Below are 18167 nucleotides of genomic sequence, written 5' to 3'. Positions count from 1 at the left end.
TTCAAATCATTTCAAAGCCATTCCACAAATTTCCGGAAGGGATAGGGGCCTCCACCTCGATTGTCTCCTTTGATACAGGGTGTACAAAGCGGATAAAACGTGCATGGAGACAAATACTTCCATCCGGATTGGAACGGGGAAAACCATACTTCAGATCCCCTTTGATGGGACATCCTATCTTTGCCAACTGACAACGTATCTGATGATGGCGTCCGGTTTTCAGGTCTATTTCCAGTAAATAATAGTTTTGCGATTTCCCTATAAGCCGATAGTGCAGGATTGCCCTCTTACTCCCCGGCCTCTCTTTATCGTACGCATAACTTTTATTCTGTTTTTCATTTCGTACCATATAGTTCACCAACTCTCCTTCCTCTTCGGGAGGCTGGTTTTTCACCACTGCCCAATAGGTCTTTTTCACTTCACTATTCTTAAACATTTCATTAAGACGTGACAGTGCCTTACCGGTCTTGGCAAAAACAACAAGACCACTTACGGGGCGGTCCAGCCGGTGCGTAACACCGATAAAGACATTTCCGGGTTTATCATATTTCTCTTTCAGATATTGCTTTACTGTTTCCGAAAGCGGCGTATCCCCCGTCTTGTCTCCCTGAACTATCTCGGAAGCGGTCTTGTTGACTATAATGATATGATTGTCTTCGTATATGACAGTCATAGTTACTTCTTACATATTCATACCACCATCTATCTGTATGACCTGACCAGATACATAAGAAGACATATCAGAAGCCAGGAAGGTAGCAACATTGGCTACATCCTCCGGTGTACCGCCACGGCGCAAAGGAATCTTCTTACACCATTCTGCCTTCACTTCTTCAGACAATGCATCGGTCATGGCTGTCATGATGAAGCCCGGAGCAATAGCATTGGCACGGATACCTCGAGAGCCTAACTCTTGCGCAATAGATTTTGCCAACGCAATCATACCTGCCTTGGAAGCGGAATAGTTGGCCTGTCCTGCATTTCCATGTACTCCTACCACAGATGCCATATTAATAATGCTGCCGGATTTCTGGCGCATCATAATCGGCGTACAGGCATGAATGAAGTTGAATGCAGACTTCAAGTTAATATTAATGACCATATCCCATTGCTGCTCACTCATGCGCATCATCAGGCCGTCACGGGTAATTCCCGCATTATTTACCAATATATCGATACGACCAAAATCTTTATGAATCTCCTCCACCACTTTGGCGGTATCTTCAAAATTGGCCGCATTAGAAGCATAAGCTTTAGCCTTTACTCCCAATGTTTCTATCTCTTTTGTTGTAGCCTCGGCATTTTCATCAATCACCAAGTCAGTAAATGCAACATTTGCCCCTTCCTGAGCGAATTTCAAAGCAATAGCCTTACCAATGCCACGTGCGGCTCCGGTTACAATGGCTGTTTTTCCATCTAATAATCCCATATTGTCTTTAAGTTATTGATTAATGTTATTTTATTTTTTTTGTAATGCGCCCAATGCCCCTAACACCAGCCGGGTCACATAATTATCGCGTGTCTCATCATCCAAATATGCCCCTACATGCCCGCGGATATAAGGCGTCTCTATACCTTTGACACAATAATGCACTATCGCGGCAGTCATATCCAAATCATCTATCCGGAAAACTTCTTTCTCCACCCCTTCGTGCAACACCTCTCTGAACAACTGAATTTCTTTGGAGTCAAAACGTTTGCGCACTTTCTCTACTCTCCAGATGTCACGGAAAAAGTTGGCACGAAGAGTGCCATTACGAAAAACAACCTCCTTCACGGCGTCCAAATGGGTGTAAATCATTTCCATCAATTTCTCATCCGGCTGAATATTCTTTTCAGCCACACGTTTCATCATATCTGAGAGAATATCCAGTTCGGACTCGACTACAGCCAAATAGATGTCATCCTTGCTTTTGAAATAGGTATAAAGAGTCCTTCTACCTTTTTTTGAAGCGAGAGCGATATCATTCATCGTGGTATTTTCGACACCCATCTTCGCAAAAAGCTGACGGGCAACATCCACTAATTTAGCTTTTGTCTTCGATACGGTCATAGATTAATTGCACATTGCTTAATAATTTGAGCAAAAGTAAAACTTTTCCGCATATCTTACAAGAAAACACATATTTTATTAACAATTTCAGAAAAAGAAGAAAGAAAAAATATTTTCACTATTACTCTACATATCAACACATTGCCAATAAATACATATTTATAACAAAAAATATTACGGCTTTTATTTGCATATCAAAAAGAAAGCCGTACCTTTGCACTCACAAAACATCGCGGAGTGGAGCAGTTGGTAGCTCGTTGGGCTCATAACCCAAAGGTCGTCTGTTCGAGTCAGGCCTCCGCAACTAAGAAAAAAGAATCGCAATTGCGATTCTTTTTTTGTTTCTATCCCTCTTTGATTCTACACTTAGAATACTTCAATAAATTATATCAATTGCAAAATCATGTTCCGAATGGAACCTTACAGAAATTATTTTCGCTTTCACTTACTGAGCTGTTCCACTTGCTGCTTGAAACGGTTCATATTATCGGCATGACGCCAGTCCAAATCATGAATGTTTCCTTTCTTGTCAATCAGCTTATAGGTAGGGAAACTGTGAATGTTCAGGTAATGCTCAATGGCCGACTGCTGGTCGGCAGGCAGATTATAGTGAATGCAATGGTCACCGGTCAGTTGGTATTCCTTAATGACATTCTTCCAGGACTTATCATCGCTCCTGTTGGCCAGATAAAGATATACGATATCAAAATCCTTTAATGCCTCTTTCAGAACGTGTGATTCAGAGAGAGCCTTCTTACAAGGACTGCACCAAGTGCCCCACACATCCAGATAGACCAGTCGCCCCTGATATGGCTCTAATATCTTGCGGAGAATCTTTTCCCCATCGCTCATTCCCTCCACATCCGATGAAGGACGTAAACTTGCCGCTCCTTCGAGGTCTCCTTTCTGAAGAGACAAGTATTTGTCGTTGAGATTATTTACAGAATGGAGAGCCGCAGGCAATTGAATCTCCTTTTCAACAAAAGCCAATGAGACGGAATCTAACGGTTGGCGAGACCGATCGATGCTTCTGGTGAAATGACGCGCCAGCAGAATGGAGCGCAGTGATGGATTGCAACCAATGGAATCACAAACGGAAGTCAGTTGCTCTTGCGTAGCCAAGCTCACCTCCTTCACGATGAACGACATGTACTTTCCGGCAAGTTTTCCTATATCGGAGACAAGTTTACCTTCATTAAATGCCTTTACCAAGCCTTGACGCTCCTCATTATCTTTTGCCTTCTGAATATTCCCCCTAAGTTCGGAGGTACTTTTTTCGTATTGGTTCAGCAGATTCCGGTCATCCTCTTTGAGCGAGATGACTTTTTTCCTATCCAATCGTAAGAGAACACTTTTCAAAGAATTATTGTTGGCTCTTCCACTCGTCAATTGGTCTATATAATCTCTGGAGAAAGTGGAAAAGAGACTGTACAGGGTAACGGGTTGAGGGAAAGATTTCCACAGTTCATTTCCCACATATTCCATATAGGAAAGAGGCAATTGACCTTTGTATGCAAATTTAGCCTGCATCATGTACATAGCTTGAAGCACCTGATAAAAGCCGGCTGTATATTCTACAAAACGCTCGGAAAGGTTAGGATGGGCTATCAGTGTAGTCTGAAGCTGTTTCACATTACTTTTCCGCACACTATCCATCTGAGTAAGATACGTCATGGCGTCCGTACGGCCATCGGCACTTATTGTATTCCAAGCATACGGGAAAGAAAGCAATTCATTTTGAACCCGACTGTTTTTTCCCATAAAGAGTTTTTGTCCGGAATGGAAGTCGTGAAGAAAGTAATAGCTTTCACCTGGTTCGAGAACCGTACTTACCGTCGTACGCCCCCAGTCCATAAACACCTGAGAACTGTTGAGCATCGGAATCTTCAGAGAGAAACGACCGAGAGAATCCATCTTGGCATACGCATTTTCCTCTTCATCAGTAAAGATATTGGTGAAACGCACTTCAAAATTCTTACCGCGCCGCCAAGCCATTTCCGGCATATCCTTCAGCCAACCTGTAATCGTTACACTGTCGCCTTCCTGATATCCAGTATTCAAAAATCCCTTGCGAGTATCTTTCATCGGATAATCAGGAAGAAAAGCGGTGGTGATTGGACTACAAGTCATTGTTCGTTCCCCTTTCACCGTAATCGTACGCAGCCCCTTCTTCAACTTGTCCACCTGCACCATTTTTTTCTGTTGTGAGGAGGGGTCAATGAGGAGAAATTCATACCGGTCTTTCTTGTCGGTACGGCGGTCAATGGCCCACGCCTTCTGATCATATATAACGCTATGCGAAGTAAAGCCTATGCACCATTCCCCCGAAGCCTGATCTCTCCAATAAGTGTTTTCTAATCCACTTGGAGTATAGTCAGTGCTGTGAATGTTGAAAATCGTCCAGCCGTTAGGCTGCCTTATGCTTATAGTGTTAACACTATCCGGCAACGCGTCAAATGTCAGGGCGAAATCCACTTGTCCATCCTCCGGAATGGTGAATGGTTCACCGAGTTTCAACATTGTAGCACTCTTGACCTTGTATTGTTTGTCTGCCGCTTGCAGATAGGTTTCGGGCGCAATTTCTATTCTGGCTCCCGGACTGTTGTCAATGTGCATGCCAATTTCTGTACGGTCGGAATAAAAAAGCACTTTCTCCACTTTAATCATTTGCGCACTGGTATATCCTGTTGCCAATTCCGACCATATCCGGGATGGTTTTACAGACGGTTGAGAGACAGAAGATTGAGACAAGCTACTCTTTTGAGCCAGTACCGGCGTTTCTGCCATCATCAGCAGAAGCACCAGTAAGGCGTTCGTTAGTTTTACGATTTTATTCATATTTTTGAGTTATGTTTTTCGTTCATTTCGCCAACGGGCAATATATTAATTCAAAACCGGTTCTTAGTATTAAGGTATATCCGACAAGCTGTTAATCGAAATCTTCGTCTTTATCTATTTCTACCTTGGCGGCCTGCTTCACTTCCATTTGCAGAGAAGCGTCTGCCGACTTCGGAGTCCACAATACTTGCCTGCATTCGCCTTTTTGAACGAAACAAGACACTCTCCGACTGGCTGTCAGGTGTTCGGTGTCTATGTGAAAAGAATCCGCATTCACTTTCCAGCTATTGATGTTATCCAAGTCCAGATACAAATCGGAGACTGTACCACTGTCAAAGTAGAGATTCCAAGCTTGGGAAGCCAAAGAAGCAAACTCGCAGTCTTCTATCCGGACAACGCTTTGCGACTTAAAAGACATAGAATCGGTACGAAAACCTCTAACCGTCGTCTCCATGCTATAAATAGCTAAAGACACCTGCTTTATGCTCTCAGGCAGAGACAAGGACATGCCCGAAGAACGGATTTGCAGATTGGTTTCCTGATGATAGCGTTCTTCCAATTTCTCATCCGGGAAAGCGAATGTAACACGCAGGGTATCTCCTGCAAGCTTCATCGTCATATACTTTTCCATCCCGGCAGCATAGCTGAAAGTTCCTTGCGAGGAATCGGAAGGAGTTATAGACAAAGGAACCTGACTGAATTGCACACCGCAAATAATGGTATGAACACGTCCTGTTGACAGCGTGCGGTTGTCAGCACACATTTCTATCACCTTGCATTCCGGCAACGTCACCACCTTCTGCTCTCCGTCTATCCGCATACAAAAGTCCTCACAACTTCTTCCGTGAGAAGACAAGTAAACGATTGTGCCACCCATCACCAGCAATCCGGCAAGCAACATTCCAAATATAATATAACTTGTTCGTTTCATGATTTTATCTTCATTTATTTTGTTTCTTATTATAAGCCCGATACATGGCCGCGAGTTCATCTTCGGTCACACCAAGCGTGTACATTTGTTTAAAGAAGTAGTCCACTTCTTCTTTCAGAAAATATTCTTTCCGCAACGAAAGGATTAACTTGCGTGCACCGGCAGACACAAAGTAACCGATACCCCGTTTGTTATAAATAATCCCTTGCGTTTGCAGGTAATCGTACGAGCGCATCACCGTATTGGCATTGACCTCTACCACAGCCGCATACTCACGTACCGAAGGGATGCGTTCTTCTTCCCGATATTGTTCGAGGAGCACCTCATCGCAGATGCGGTCTGCTATTTGCAGATAGATGGCCTTACTTTCTTTGAAATTCATATTCTATCACCAACGGTTAATAATCTCCGATTCCTTAAACCGGAAATAAGCAAGTACCCAGTTGAAAAGGGCGCCAAATGAAAAGAGGATGGTTCCCCACAAGTAGCCCAAGTCCTCCGAAAAGTATCCCGGCCCCATATAATGTTCCGGGAAGAAGATTTTTGCCAGCCCCGCGCCAATCATCAGATAGACAATGACGATGATAACTCCTGCCACAAATGTTTTGAGGAAAGCATTCTTGGGCCAGATGGAACTGCCAAGCGTAAAGCAGGAGTGAAGCAGGAAATAGAAGCTGACACCGAGTGCCAACTTCCCGCAGGATTCAAACATCACCCAATGCTCTGCCGAAGTGTCAATAAGATAAGAAAAGATGGGTACGGGAGCTATCGCATCCATATCGGGATATTTTATCATAAAGAACAGCACACGTGTCCAGTCCGCCAGCTTAAAAGCTATCAGGAATACAATCAGGAAACCGAATGTAAAGATGAGCCAGTGCGAAATGAACTTTTCAAACATCGTGGCTGGAAGCATCAATGTAGCCGTGCGGTTAGTCTTGGTCTTCATGCGCTCCATCTGGAACGAAGCGCTCAGGCAACCCATAATGACGATTGCCCAAAGAAAAAACAACGAATCAAAGAACCACACAGGGTCTTCACCCGCTTCTCCCCAACTGTTTGAAGCGGCACAGTTGTCATACGTAAAATATGCATTCCACACAAAAACAATGGCCAAGATGCCATATATCAGTACCATCCGCAGCACATTGGCTTTCCAACTCTCCACCATCTCCTTGCGGCACAAGCTCACAAAGCGGGGCATACTAAAAAAGGTATCGCGTATCATCATTATTCTTTTATTTCAGGGTGAAACATTCTTGCCATCTTCTCAGGCGCAGAAAGTACGGCGCCAAACAGCAATTCAAGATTTATCTCCGACTCTTCGTCATCCACATTGGGCAGCATCAGATAATTGCCTTGTACGGACGGCAGCACGTAGAGTGCTTTCTGAGCCAGTTCGCGGTCATCACTTTCCATAAAAAGCAGTTTGCGACAAATATCTGCCGTAGAAGCATCGAGCATCACGTGACTGTTGTCCATGATAAGTACATGGTCCAGAATCTTGTCAATGTCACGCACCTGATGGGTGGAAACAATGATGGTCTTATCGTCCGACATCCCGGAGGCGATAAATTTGCGGAATTGGCTTTTGCCGGGAATGTCGAGCCCATTGGTAGGTTCGTCCATTATCAGCAGCGAGGTATTGGTGGCAAGAGCAAAGCTCATAAAGACTTTCTTTTTCTGCCCCATAGAGAGAGCACCCAGATTGACGTCCTGCTCCATCTCGAAATAGTGCAGATACTTCACCATGTCTTCCTTGCTGAAACGGGGATAGAACGGGCTGTTCAGCTCCACGTAGCTGACGAGGGAGACAGGGGGAAGTTCAAATTCTTCGGGCACGAGGAACATGTCTTGCAGCGTAATGGGTAACCTGCGGCGCACATCGGTGTCACGATACGTCACTTTCCCATGTTTGGGAGTGAGCAATCCACTCATCAGATAGAGCAAGGTGGACTTGCCGGCTCCGTTTTTGCCCAAAAGGCCATATACTCTACCCTTCTCCAATGAAAGTGAGAAATCGTGCAGGACTTCTTTCTTGCCCCGGCGATAACTGAATGAAATGTTTTCTACTTGTAGCATACTTCTTTATTTTATTGGTTGACGAAAATACAAGGGAACAGAAAAACAAGATTCAGGCCTTTTCAACTTGCATCTGAAGCCTCGCAAATAGCAACACAGTGTATTAGTTTAATAGTACACCACAAAAGTATATATTCTTTTTAGAATAGCAAGAGCTTTTTGCGAAAAATCATAAAAAAAACTTCAGAAGATTATCTGCATTCATTTTACCTTACAAATAAAGGAGGCGGAAACCTTTGCAGGAAATTGGTTCAAAACACCTGCACAGGGCACACAGAAAAATTTAGTAAAACCTCTCCGGATTTTTAGTAAAAATCCGGGAAAGTTTTAGTAAATCTTCAACGGGATTTTAGTAAAAAAGAAAACGGGCAATAAGACACAATTCAAAAAAAGCTTACTTACAAAAAAAGGAGGAGCTAAGAATCACTCTCTGCTCCTCCCGACACGACAAACAACTAAAATTATTGCTATTTGATGCCGCCCAGCGCTTTCTTTGCAGTAGCATTGGTAGGGTCGATAGCCAGAATTTTATTCCAATACTCTTTCGAAGCAGGATAATCACTCTTCAACAGATAATAGTAGCCCAAATAACTGTAGCACTCTATCAATGCAGAGTTGTACTTCGGATCGCCTTTAGCCAGCAGCACATCCACCACCTTTTCATAGTGAGGCTTGGCAAGTCCTCCGGTCGTTTCGGGGTCCATAGCGGAGTTGGTACGGGCACGCCACAGTTCTCCCAGATAACTGTCGGGAGCTTGTACCGAGACGAGTGCGAACACAGAGTCGGCAGCCTGTAAAGCCGCCCTACGGCCGGCAGGCGCAAGGGCAAGGGTGTCCGCAGAGGTTCCTTGTCCGTAATATAGACGTCCTAACTGGAATAAGGTTTCGGGTGTCTTTTTATCTTGATTCAATGAATCATAATACTTCCGATAAGCGGAAATGGCCTGTGTATAATCTCCCTTCTGCTCGCAAGCATCAGAGATTTCACGCCAAACCTCATTCTGAGTGCTATCTTTTTCCAACGCTTTAGCATATTCGGCAACCGCCCTGTCATATTTCTTCAAGGCACTTAGCAAAGCTCCATGATAGCGATAATCCAAATAGGAATAATCCGCATTGTCCGAACCGTTGAAAAAAGCATCGGCAGCTTTTTCCGCTTCCTCATAGCGCTTCAGGTCAGTACAATTGTACATTACAAGGCGGTTGAATGCCGCATGACGGACATTCTTCTGTAATCCTTTCCGGGCAACCTGCAAGGATTTCTCAAAATCATGGTTCAGAAACAAGGCAAAAGCGTACTTTAAAATGTCATTTTCCATGGCCACGGGGGTATCTATAAAATTAGCATAAGCTTCAACAGCTTCACCGAACCGGTTATTGGCATAATACACTTCTGCCAAAGCCTTGTCAGCTTCGGGATAATCAGGAGCAAAAGTCTTCAGTTGTTGCAATTTGTCAATGGCTTGTGAAGGGCTGGCCAACTTATAGGCCTGCGCATATTTCAGATAGGCTTCCTTGCAGTTGGGATCGAAATAAATAGCCTGCTCATAAAGTTGGCAAGCCTTGCCCACATCTTTCCGGTAAAGAGCAATATCCCCTTCCAGAACAGATACTTCGGGAGCTTTATTATCGGCCTTCCGTGCCATTTCCAGATACGTTTCCGCCTCTGCCGGCTTTCCGGTATCCAGATAAGCGCGGGAAACGGCTGTTATCAATTCCACATTCTTTTTATTCTTGCCTTTCAGCAACTCACCGACTTCCTCGGAAGCCTGTCCCGGGTTTGTCTTAATCAAACCTTTCACTTTGTCTATCCCTGCCTGCCATCCAGGTACAGGTGTCTGCGCTGCGAGCGTTCCGGCCAGCAGCATCGCTCCCATGCATAGCACAAATTTACGTTTCATTTCAGCTTTCATTTTAGTTATTCATCTTTTACGTTTACCACGCGCACCGGCTGGGTGGCAGGCACTAATCCCGACTTTAAAATAATCCTCTGTCCCCGGTCGGAAGCAAGGAAAGAAGCAAAGCCCCACGGAAGAGCACTCCGCGGATCATTCAACAAAGCATAGATGCTGCGTGTCAGCGGATAGTTACCGTAAAACAGATAGGCCTGATAGGGCTTGTAACTGTTTTCCGGTGTGGCCTTGCCCGCCGCGCTGACAGACATCACCCGTATCTCCCGGCTGAAGGAAAGCCCCGTACTGTCATTCCGGTCACTCAACCAGTTCACACCAATGATACCGATGGCATCGGGTGTTCTTGCCACATAGTCAATGACCTCTCTATTTGTCTTCAACGCCTTCACACGGCTCGAAAGCGGAACTCCCTTGCAGATGGAATCAACCGCAAAACGTACAGTACTGGAGTTCTTATTATCAAACACCAGATTGATGCCTTTCAATTCAGAATCCGGATAAAGTTCCTTCCATCGCGTGATTTCTCCTGTCAGAATACTGCGGATTTCATTTACCGTAATCAATGTATCAGGATTGTCTTTATGGGCAATCAACGCCAAACCGTCCGTCGCAATTTTTATCTCTTGCGGAAAGAACTTCCGGCTGTTGAAAGAATTCATCTCACCGGAGGTCAGCCTGCGGCTGGTGACTGCCAAACGCAGACTGTCCTTGAGCAAGAGGTTGACGGCTTCAACTTCCGTCACATAACGGGGCACAATTCCTGCCAAGGGGAACAATCCTTCGAATACATCTATTTCTTCCTGTACAATGGGGCGGAAACTCTCGTCGGCGGCAATTACAATCACACCGGATGTATAAGTATCTGTCTGTCCGCCCGCAGGCTTATTCCGGCAAGCCGACAACAAAGCCAGCATGACCGGCAAACCTGAAAGTAGAACTTGTCTCACCGTTTTCATGACACACATTATTGTAATCTGAAGGTTATAGGAACTGTATATTTCACCGATACCGCTTTACCGTTCTGCTTACCGGGAATCCAGCCGGGCATGGACATTATCACACGGACCGCTTCCTTATCACAATAAGGATCCAACGTCTTGATGACCTTCACATCGTGCACTTTACCATCCTTGCCTACCACAAACTGGCAGGTCACGCGTCCCTGCACGCCATTTTCGGCGGCAATCGCCGGATATTTCAGATGCTCGGCAATGTATTTCATCAATTCAGCCTGTCCACCGGGAAATTGCGGCATCTGCTCTACCATGTCGAAGACCTTCTCTTCTTCTACCGGAGCCTGCGTCACCACTTGCTTCAAATCGGCGATATCCTTGCCGTTTGCCTCGTCATTTCCTTTCACATCGGCAATGGAGATAGCAACCTTGGTCTGGGTAAGTTCTTGCTGACTCTTGATTTCGTCCTCATCCCTTACTTCCTCGTCTTTCTTGATAACAGGAGCCGTAAACTTGATAGAACTCTTCAATGCAGGAGGCGGCGGAGCCACCGGTTCCACGCGTTTCATTTCTTCTTGTTTCACCTCCGGTTCTTCCAACTGCGAAAGAGTCGTCACCTCTGTCATCACTTCTTTCTGCCTCGGAGTAGCCATTTTTATCAAAGTAGGAATGCTGAATCCCACCAATGCAATAACTACCACCAATACAACAGCAACATTGTGGCGCTTGGGAGAGCTCTCACGCATCTTATAGGCGCCATACGCCTTATTCTTGCCATTGAATATCAGGTCACACCATTCTGCAGAACTTAAATCTACTTTAGCCATATTCTTCTTCTTTTTTCAGGTGTTACACATTATTCGGCAATATTCTGTGACAATCCGCCTTTGCTTTCATAGTTCTTCATCAAGAACCGGTCGGCATCGGCAATTTCCGTTATCACATATTTACCTATACTGCATATCTGCATTTCATCGAGGGCATCAATCAGATTCTTATATGAAGCAGCATCGGTGGCTTTTATAATGACCGTCGGTGTGTTCTTTCCACTTTTGATTCCGGAAAGCTGCTTCTCAAATTCTTCTTCTGATATTTTCAGTTCCAGCTTCTGTTGCTTCAGATTGTTCACTTCATCCACAGCAGCTCTATTACGCCGCAGCAGCATAGCCCTCAAACCATCCGGCTGATAGGTCGTCTCCTTCAGCGAAGTGTAGTCCTTGTAGTTAGGCTCCCCGTCATAATAATACAATTTGTTGTCATCGCCCAGCAACAGCGTAATGGCCTGAGATGCCTTTACTTTGCTCTGCTGTTCTTCGGTAATGCTCTTGTCATTGCTCGGCATGCTTATCTCCATAGTCTGAGGTTTGCTCAGTGAGGTACAAAGCATAAAGAAGGTAATCAGCAACATATTCATATCAACCATCGGAGTAAAGTCCACCCTGACAGTCATCTTTTTCTGTTTGCCTTTTCCACCTTTCTTATTTCCGCTTTCTTGTATTTCAGCCATAATTTATTTTTATTAGTCTTCAGAAGTGGTTTTCAAAGAGGTAATCAGATTATATCTATTTTCTCTGAGATCCTGAAGCGAGTTCATTACATTCTTGATTACGGAATAAGGAGTATCAGCATCTGCCTTTATGGCAATACGCAAATCACCGTTCACAGCACGGGCATTTCGCACCCAAGCCTTAAACTGATTGTCAATACTGTCAGCAGGTATTCCCTCATTCTTTAATACAGCGTCTTGCCGGTCTTGAGGCAAGCCCAAAAATTTCTTCATGCTCTTCATGGGCACTCCGAAAGCAGAGGCCAGCGTGAATTTCTTGATTTCTTCCAAAGTGAAAGTCACTCCATACTCTTGCCCCATAGCCTCCAGCACATTGCGCAAGTCCGACTGCTTGTCCAGACTCATAAATATCTTTCCGTTCGGATCGACTAATATCTGAAGGATATTAGTCTCCGGAATCTTGATCTCGGAAACCGATGCCGGAGTGGTAACCTGTACTGGTTCTTTCTTCACGAACGTGGAAGTCAACATGAAAAAAGTCAGCAGCAATACAGTCACGTCACTCATAGCAGTCATATCAATGAACGTACTTTTCTTTTTAATTTTTACTCTACCCATAATTATTAAATTGAGAATTAAAAATCAGAATTGAGAACTGATGTACTACACCATAGCGCAGCCCAACCGTCAATTATCAATTTATTTATGTGTAGCTGCAAAAGTCTGTACGATAGAGAAACCAACCTCGTCAAGGCTGTATGTCAACTTATCAATCTTATTAGTATAATAATTATAAGAGATAACGGCCAATGCACCGGTCAAAATACCGAAAGCCGTATTTATCAAGGCCTCAGAAATTCCTTGTGACAATGCCATAGAATCTGCACTTCCTCCGGCAGCCAAAGCGGCAAATGAACGAATCATACCGATAACCGTACCAAGCAATCCCATCAATGTACCCAAAGTGGTGATAGTACCGATAATCGGAAGATTCTGTTCCATCATCGGCAATTCTAATGCGGTAGCTTCTTCCAGCTCTTTCTGAATAGCAAGTAATTTCTGATCTTTAGCCAGGGCAGGGTCATTTTCCATTTCGGCATACTTCTTCAAAGTAGCATTTACTACATTAGCTACCGAACCACGTTGTGCATCGCAGATCTGTTGCGCTTTCTTCATATCCCCCGCAGCCAAGGCCGTTTTAATGTTGGCGACGAATTTCACCAATGACCCCTTGCCAAAAGCCGCGCGTATGGCAATATAACGTTCAATGCTCAATGCAATGACGGTCAACAAGAGAGTTTGAATTACCGGAACAATAAAACCTCCTTTATAAATAGTACCAAGGAAATTCCCCGGCAATGGATGGTTACTCGGATCATTGTTCATAAAGTTGGAAGGATTTCCCAACACGAAATTAAAGATAAGCACAGCAATGATAAAACAGATGATAATTACCCAGCCGGCAGATTTGATACCTTTAAAAGAAGCAGACTTTTTTTGAGTAGTTTCCATAATGAAAAATTTAATTGTTAGTATTAAAATTGATTTTGAAAATAAATCATAAGGATACAACTTCCCGTTACGAATCCGACAGGGCGTAATCAACCTTGCGACCAAACTTCAATATACACAAGTACACAAAGGGTCACCTACATTACTTTCAAAAAGCAGTGCAAGAGGGAAGTCTACAGAAAGGATGGAATATGTGTTTAAATAAGAATTCGCCGAAGCGTATAGATGTAATAATCACAACCTGCCAAAGCATAATTGGGATCTTTATCCGAATAGTATAATTTAGTGAGACTTTGTACGAGATGCGCCTCGTGGTTGGATAGTATCAAAAGAATATTTCTGAGAAATAGATTATCCTCAATAATTCTGCGTAAACGCTGTTGATTAAAGGAGTAAGTTTCTGAAATCGGCTTGCTGCCTAATTCCACATCCGAAACACCAATCAATTTAATATCGGCATATATCGAACTGCTCTTATTTATATTACTCAAAGCATATGATGAACAAGAAGACAAAGAAGCAGAAACTTCAGCAACATTACTATGTTTCATATTTGTCTGTGTAAAGTCAATGGCTTTGCCACTAATACTGTAAGCCAGCATTAACAGCATACAAAACCAAAATGTCTTTACAGTTGTTTTCATGTCGTTTTATTAATCTACTTATATAAAACAAGTCACAGTTAATATTTGTTTGTCAACACCACAAATTTCTTCTATTAAGAAAGGATTTATTTATTCATTAAAAGATATCTATCCGAACTCCTAATATGAAGTAAAGATACAAAGAAAGAATTGGAAGTGAAAGTAAAAACAGGATATAAAATACTGGTTTTAAAGACTTTTAATCCTTAATGTTTTTATTCGATCTATATGTCTGACAAAATCCAGCCTTTCCATAAACAAATAAAGCCCCCGCATTCTTTCCGGAATACGGGGGCTTCTCTAAAACGGCGACTACCTACTCTCCCACTGTTACGCAGTACCATCGGCGTGACCGGGCTTAACTTCTCTGTTCGGAATGGGAAGAGGTGGAACCCCGGTGCTGTAGTCACCTGAATAAGGCAGACATGATGCAAAAAGTAAAGTCATGCGTAATTAATCATTACGATATGCTGAACGTATATATCCCCCATACTACGGAAGACAAAAAGTCAACGGGCAATTAGTAATGCTCGGCTGTGACATCGCTGCCTGTACACCTGCATCCTATCAACGTCATAGTCTTTGACGACCCTGAGAAATCTAATCTTGTGGCTGGCTTCGTACTTAGATGCTTTCAGCACTTATCCAATCCCGACTTAGATACCCGGCAATGCACCTGGCGGCACAACCGGTAAACCAGAGGTCAGTCCAACACGGTCCTCTCGTACTAGTGTCAGAGCCACGCAAATTTCATACGCCCACGATAGATAGAGACCGAACTGTCTCACGACGTTCTGAACCCAGCTCGCGTGCCACTTTAATGGGCGAACAGCCCAACCCTTGGGACCTTCTCCAGCCCCAGGATGTGACGAGCCGACATCGAGGTGCCAAACCCCTCCGTCGATATGAGCTCTTGGGAGGGATCAGCCTGTTATCCCCGGAGTACCTTTTATCCTTTGAGCGATGTCCCTTCCATACGGAAACACCGGATCACTATGCTCTAGTTTCCTACCTGATCGACTTGTCAGTCTCCCAGTCAAGCGCCCTTATGCCATTACACTCTGCCGACGGTTACCAATCGTCGTGAGGGCACCTTTAGAAGCCTCCGTTACACTTTTGGAGGCGACCACCCCAGTCAAACTACCCACCAAACAGTGTCCCCGCATCAGCGGGTTAGAACTCAAATAATCAAAGGGCCGTATTTCAACAGCGGCTCCACAAATACTGGCGTACCTGATTCAAAGCCTCCGGCCTATCCTACACATCAATCACCCAAATTCAATGTTAAGCTATAGTAAAGGTTCACGGGGTCTTTTCGTCCCATCGCGGGTAATCGGCATCTTCACCGATACTACAATTTCACTGAGCTCACGGTTGAGACAGCGTCCAGATCATTACACCATTCGTGCAGGTCGGAACTTACCCGACAAGGAATTTCGCTACCTTAGGACCGTTATAGTTACGGCCGCCGTTTACTGGGGCTTCAATTCAATGCTTCTCTTGCGATGACATCTCCTCTTAACCTTCCAGCACCGGGCAGGTGTCAGGCTATATACCTCATGTTTCCATTTCGCATAGCCCTGTGTTTTTGTTAAACAGTTGCCTGGACCTATTCTCTGCGCCTCACATTGCTGTGAGGACCCTTTATCCCGAAGTTACAGGGTCAATTTGCCTAGTTCCTTAACCGTGATTCACTCAAGCGCCTTAGTATATTCAACCCGACTACGTGTGTCCGTTTACGGTACGGGTACCAACAGGATGAAGTTTAGCGGATTTTCTCGGGAGTATGATTACATGCGCTATCGGATTGTTCGAAGAACGCTCCGTACTGTCAGGTTCGACTCTTGCACCGGATTTGCCTGGCACAATCAACATCTACACCCTTCAACCATCTATTCCGTCAGATGGCGGCATTGTCACTGCTCCGTCTCCACGTCACTCCTGAAGGTAGTACCGGAATATTAACCGGTTCTGCCATCGGCCTCGCCGTTCGGCTGAGCCTTAGGACCCGACTGACCCTGATCCGATTAGCGTTGATCAGGAAACCTTAGTCTTTCGGCGAGGGGGTTTCCCACCCCCTTTATCGTTACTTATACCTACATTTGCTTTTCCACACGCTCCAGAAGGGCTCACGCCCCGCCTTCAACGCCGAGTGGAATGCTCCCCTACCGATGATTTCTCATCCCAAAGCTTCGGTAGAACACTTATGCCCGATTATTATCCACGCCAAACTCCTCGACTAGTGAGCTGTTACGCACTCTTTAAATGAATGGCTGCTTCCAAGCCAACATCCTAGCTGTCTTAGCAATCTGACTTCGTTAGTTCAACTTAGTGTTCATTTCGGGACCTTAGCTGTTGGTCCGGATTGTTCTCCTTTAGGACATGGACCTTAGCACCCATGCCCTCACTCCTGACATAGAACTGGTACGCATTCGGAGTTTGTCAAGACTTGATAGGCGGTGAAGCCCTCGCATCTTATCAGTCGCTCTACCTCATACCAGTATAAGTCAAGGCTGCACCTAAATGCATTTCGGGGAGTACGAGCTATCTCCAAGTTTGATTAGCCTTTCACCCCCACCCTCAGGTCATCCAGAAGCTTTTCAACGCTTATTGGTTCGGTCCTCCAGATGGTGTTACCCATCCTTCAACCTGCCCAAGGGTAGATCACTTGGTTTCGCGTCTACTCCTTCCGACTATACGCCCTATTAAGACTCGCTTTCGCTTCGGATACGCGACTGAGTCGCTTAACCTCGCCGGAAAAAGTAACTCGTAGGTTCATTATGCAAAAGGCACGCCGTCACACCAAAAGGTGCTCCGACCGCTTGTAGGCGCATGGTTTCAGGAACTATTTCACTCTTCTGTTCGAAGTGCTTTTCACCTTTCCCTCACGGTACTGGTTCACTATCGGTCTCTCGGGAGTATTTAGCCTTACCGGATGGTCCCGGCAGATTCACGCAGAATTCCTCGTGCTCCGCGCTACTCAGGATACCACTAAGGTTCGGTCGGCTTCGTGTACCGGGTTGTCACCGTCTATGACTGAACTTTCCAGATCATTCCACTCACCAACTTTCGTCCCACGACGTGGTCCTACAACCCCATACATGCCGTAACATGTATGGTTTGGGCTGTTCCCCGTTCGCTCGCCACTACTGGGGGAATCATTATTTATTTTCTGTTCCTGCAGGTACTAAGATGTTTCAGTTCCCTGCGTTAGCCTTCTGCTATGCAGAATGGTTAGTCTTCAACTAACCGGGTTGTCCCATTCGGAAATCTCCGGATCAAAGGTCATTTGCACCTACCCGAAGCTTATCGCAGCTTATCACGTCCTTCATCGCCTCCGAGAGCCAAGGCATCCGCCATGCGCCCTTGCTTACTTTTTGTCTTACCGATCACGTATGGTCGATATATACTTTCAGCTCTTACTTTACTTTTTTCGTTACATCATGTCAAAGATCATCTTCCAAATGAATGGAATGTGGAGAATAACGGATTCGAACCGTTGACCCCCTGCGTGCAAAGCAGGTGCTCTAGCCAGCTGAGCTAATCCCCCGTTTTTTAGTTGAAAGTGGAAAGTGGAAAGATGAAAGTTACAATAACCATCAACTTCGAACTGTCAACTTCTAACTCTTTACGTAGTCCCAGGCAGAGTTGAACTGCCGACCTCTACATTATCAGTGTAGCGCTCTAACCAACTGAGCTATAGGACTGTCGAGTTCAACCTCGCCTTACGGCTC

The 18167-nt window shown here is 44.8% G+C and carries 15 protein-coding genes, 3 tRNA genes and 2 rRNA genes; 1 reads left to right on the top strand and 19 read right to left on the bottom strand.

Annotated features, from left to right (window positions below; genetic code table 11):
* Position 1 precedes the first annotated feature (1 nt).
* From BACHE_RS05630 to BACHE_RS05620, 3 genes are read right to left on the bottom strand one after another with little or no spacing between them, the layout of a single operon-like run.
* The gene (locus tag BACHE_RS05630) at positions 2 to 673 is read right to left on the bottom strand and encodes an RluA family pseudouridine synthase (protein ID WP_013546722.1); all 672 of its coding nucleotides are present in this window, start codon (positions 671 to 673) and stop codon (positions 2 to 4) included.
* A gap of 9 nt (positions 674 to 682) precedes the next feature.
* Positions 683 to 1429, bottom strand: a complete 747-nt coding sequence (gene fabG, locus BACHE_RS05625) for a 3-oxoacyl-[acyl-carrier-protein] reductase (protein ID WP_013546721.1) — start codon at positions 1427 to 1429, stop codon at positions 683 to 685.
* Between the two features lie 30 nt (positions 1430 to 1459).
* Positions 1460 to 2053, bottom strand: coding sequence for a TetR/AcrR family transcriptional regulator (locus BACHE_RS05620; protein ID WP_013546720.1), 594 nt, complete (start codon positions 2051 to 2053; stop codon positions 1460 to 1462).
* Between the two features lie 231 nt (positions 2054 to 2284).
* On the opposite strand from BACHE_RS05620, the gene BACHE_RS05615 reads away from it, so the two are divergent.
* Positions 2285 to 2357, top strand: a tRNA-Met gene (locus BACHE_RS05615).
* Positions 2358 to 2494: 137 nt separating this feature from the next.
* Here BACHE_RS05615 and BACHE_RS05610 read toward each other — a convergent pair.
* The 16 genes from BACHE_RS05610 to BACHE_RS05535 all read right to left on the bottom strand — a co-directional run bounded on the left by BACHE_RS05610 (position 2495) and on the right by BACHE_RS05535 (position 18140).
* Complete coding sequence (locus BACHE_RS05610; protein WP_013546719.1) at positions 2495 to 4891, bottom strand: TlpA family protein disulfide reductase; 2397 nt, start codon at positions 4889 to 4891, stop codon at positions 2495 to 2497.
* 91 nt (positions 4892 to 4982) lie between these two features.
* Entirely contained in the window at positions 4983 to 5822 is an 840-nt protein-coding gene (locus tag BACHE_RS05605) for a hypothetical protein (RefSeq protein WP_013546718.1), read from the bottom strand.
* 10 nt (positions 5823 to 5832) lie between these two features.
* Positions 5833 to 6204, bottom strand: coding sequence for a GntR family transcriptional regulator (locus BACHE_RS05600; RefSeq protein ID WP_013546717.1), 372 nt, complete (start codon positions 6202 to 6204; stop codon positions 5833 to 5835).
* A gap of 6 nt (positions 6205 to 6210) precedes the next feature.
* On the bottom strand, positions 6211 to 7050 hold the full coding sequence (locus BACHE_RS05595) for a hypothetical protein (protein WP_041579678.1): 840 nt from the start codon (positions 7048 to 7050) through the stop codon (positions 6211 to 6213).
* Positions 7051 to 7052: 2 nt separating this feature from the next.
* Positions 7053 to 7904: an ABC transporter ATP-binding protein gene (locus BACHE_RS05590; RefSeq protein ID WP_013546715.1), complete on the bottom strand. Its 852-nt coding sequence runs from the start codon at positions 7902 to 7904 to the stop codon at positions 7053 to 7055.
* Between the two features lie 467 nt (positions 7905 to 8371).
* The gene (locus tag BACHE_RS05585) at positions 8372 to 9817 is read right to left on the bottom strand and encodes a tetratricopeptide repeat protein (RefSeq protein ID WP_041579223.1); all 1446 of its coding nucleotides are present in this window, start codon (positions 9815 to 9817) and stop codon (positions 8372 to 8374) included.
* Between the two features lie 5 nt (positions 9818 to 9822).
* Positions 9823 to 10773: a PstS family phosphate ABC transporter substrate-binding protein gene (locus tag BACHE_RS05580; RefSeq protein ID WP_013546713.1), complete on the bottom strand. Its 951-nt coding sequence runs from the start codon at positions 10771 to 10773 to the stop codon at positions 9823 to 9825.
* Between the two features lie 8 nt (positions 10774 to 10781).
* Complete coding sequence (locus tag BACHE_RS05575; RefSeq protein WP_013546712.1) at positions 10782 to 11597, bottom strand: energy transducer TonB; 816 nt, start codon at positions 11595 to 11597, stop codon at positions 10782 to 10784.
* Positions 11598 to 11626: 29 nt separating this feature from the next.
* A complete protein-coding gene (locus BACHE_RS05570) occupies positions 11627 to 12277 on the bottom strand; it encodes an ExbD/TolR family protein (protein WP_013546711.1) in 651 nt (216 codons plus the stop codon).
* 12 nt (positions 12278 to 12289) lie between these two features.
* Positions 12290 to 12895: an ExbD/TolR family protein gene (locus tag BACHE_RS05565; protein WP_013546710.1), complete on the bottom strand. Its 606-nt coding sequence runs from the start codon at positions 12893 to 12895 to the stop codon at positions 12290 to 12292.
* Between the two features lie 81 nt (positions 12896 to 12976).
* Positions 12977 to 13789, bottom strand: coding sequence for a MotA/TolQ/ExbB proton channel family protein (locus tag BACHE_RS05560; protein ID WP_013546709.1), 813 nt, complete (start codon positions 13787 to 13789; stop codon positions 12977 to 12979).
* Between the two features lie 197 nt (positions 13790 to 13986).
* Positions 13987 to 14433 (bottom strand): hypothetical protein, encoded by a 447-nt coding sequence (locus BACHE_RS05555; protein WP_013546708.1) that lies wholly within the window; start codon positions 14431 to 14433, stop codon positions 13987 to 13989.
* Positions 14434 to 14736: 303 nt separating this feature from the next.
* Positions 14737 to 14847, bottom strand: a 5S ribosomal RNA gene (gene rrf, locus BACHE_RS05550).
* Between the two features lie 86 nt (positions 14848 to 14933).
* A 23S ribosomal RNA gene (locus tag BACHE_RS05545) occupies positions 14934 to 17813 on the bottom strand.
* Between the two features lie 96 nt (positions 17814 to 17909).
* A tRNA-Ala gene (locus tag BACHE_RS05540) sits at positions 17910 to 17983 on the bottom strand.
* An 83-nt stretch (positions 17984 to 18066) separates the two neighbouring features.
* Positions 18067 to 18140 (bottom strand) — tRNA-Ile (locus BACHE_RS05535).
* Positions 18141 to 18167: the final 27 nt, after the last annotated feature.

It is taken from the genome of Bacteroides helcogenes P 36-108 (assembly GCF_000186225.1).
Classification (GTDB): Bacteria; Bacteroidota; Bacteroidia; order Bacteroidales; family Bacteroidaceae; genus Bacteroides; species Bacteroides helcogenes.
Note: the sequence above shows the minus strand (reverse complement) of the source record. Positions and strands in the feature narration are given on the sequence as shown.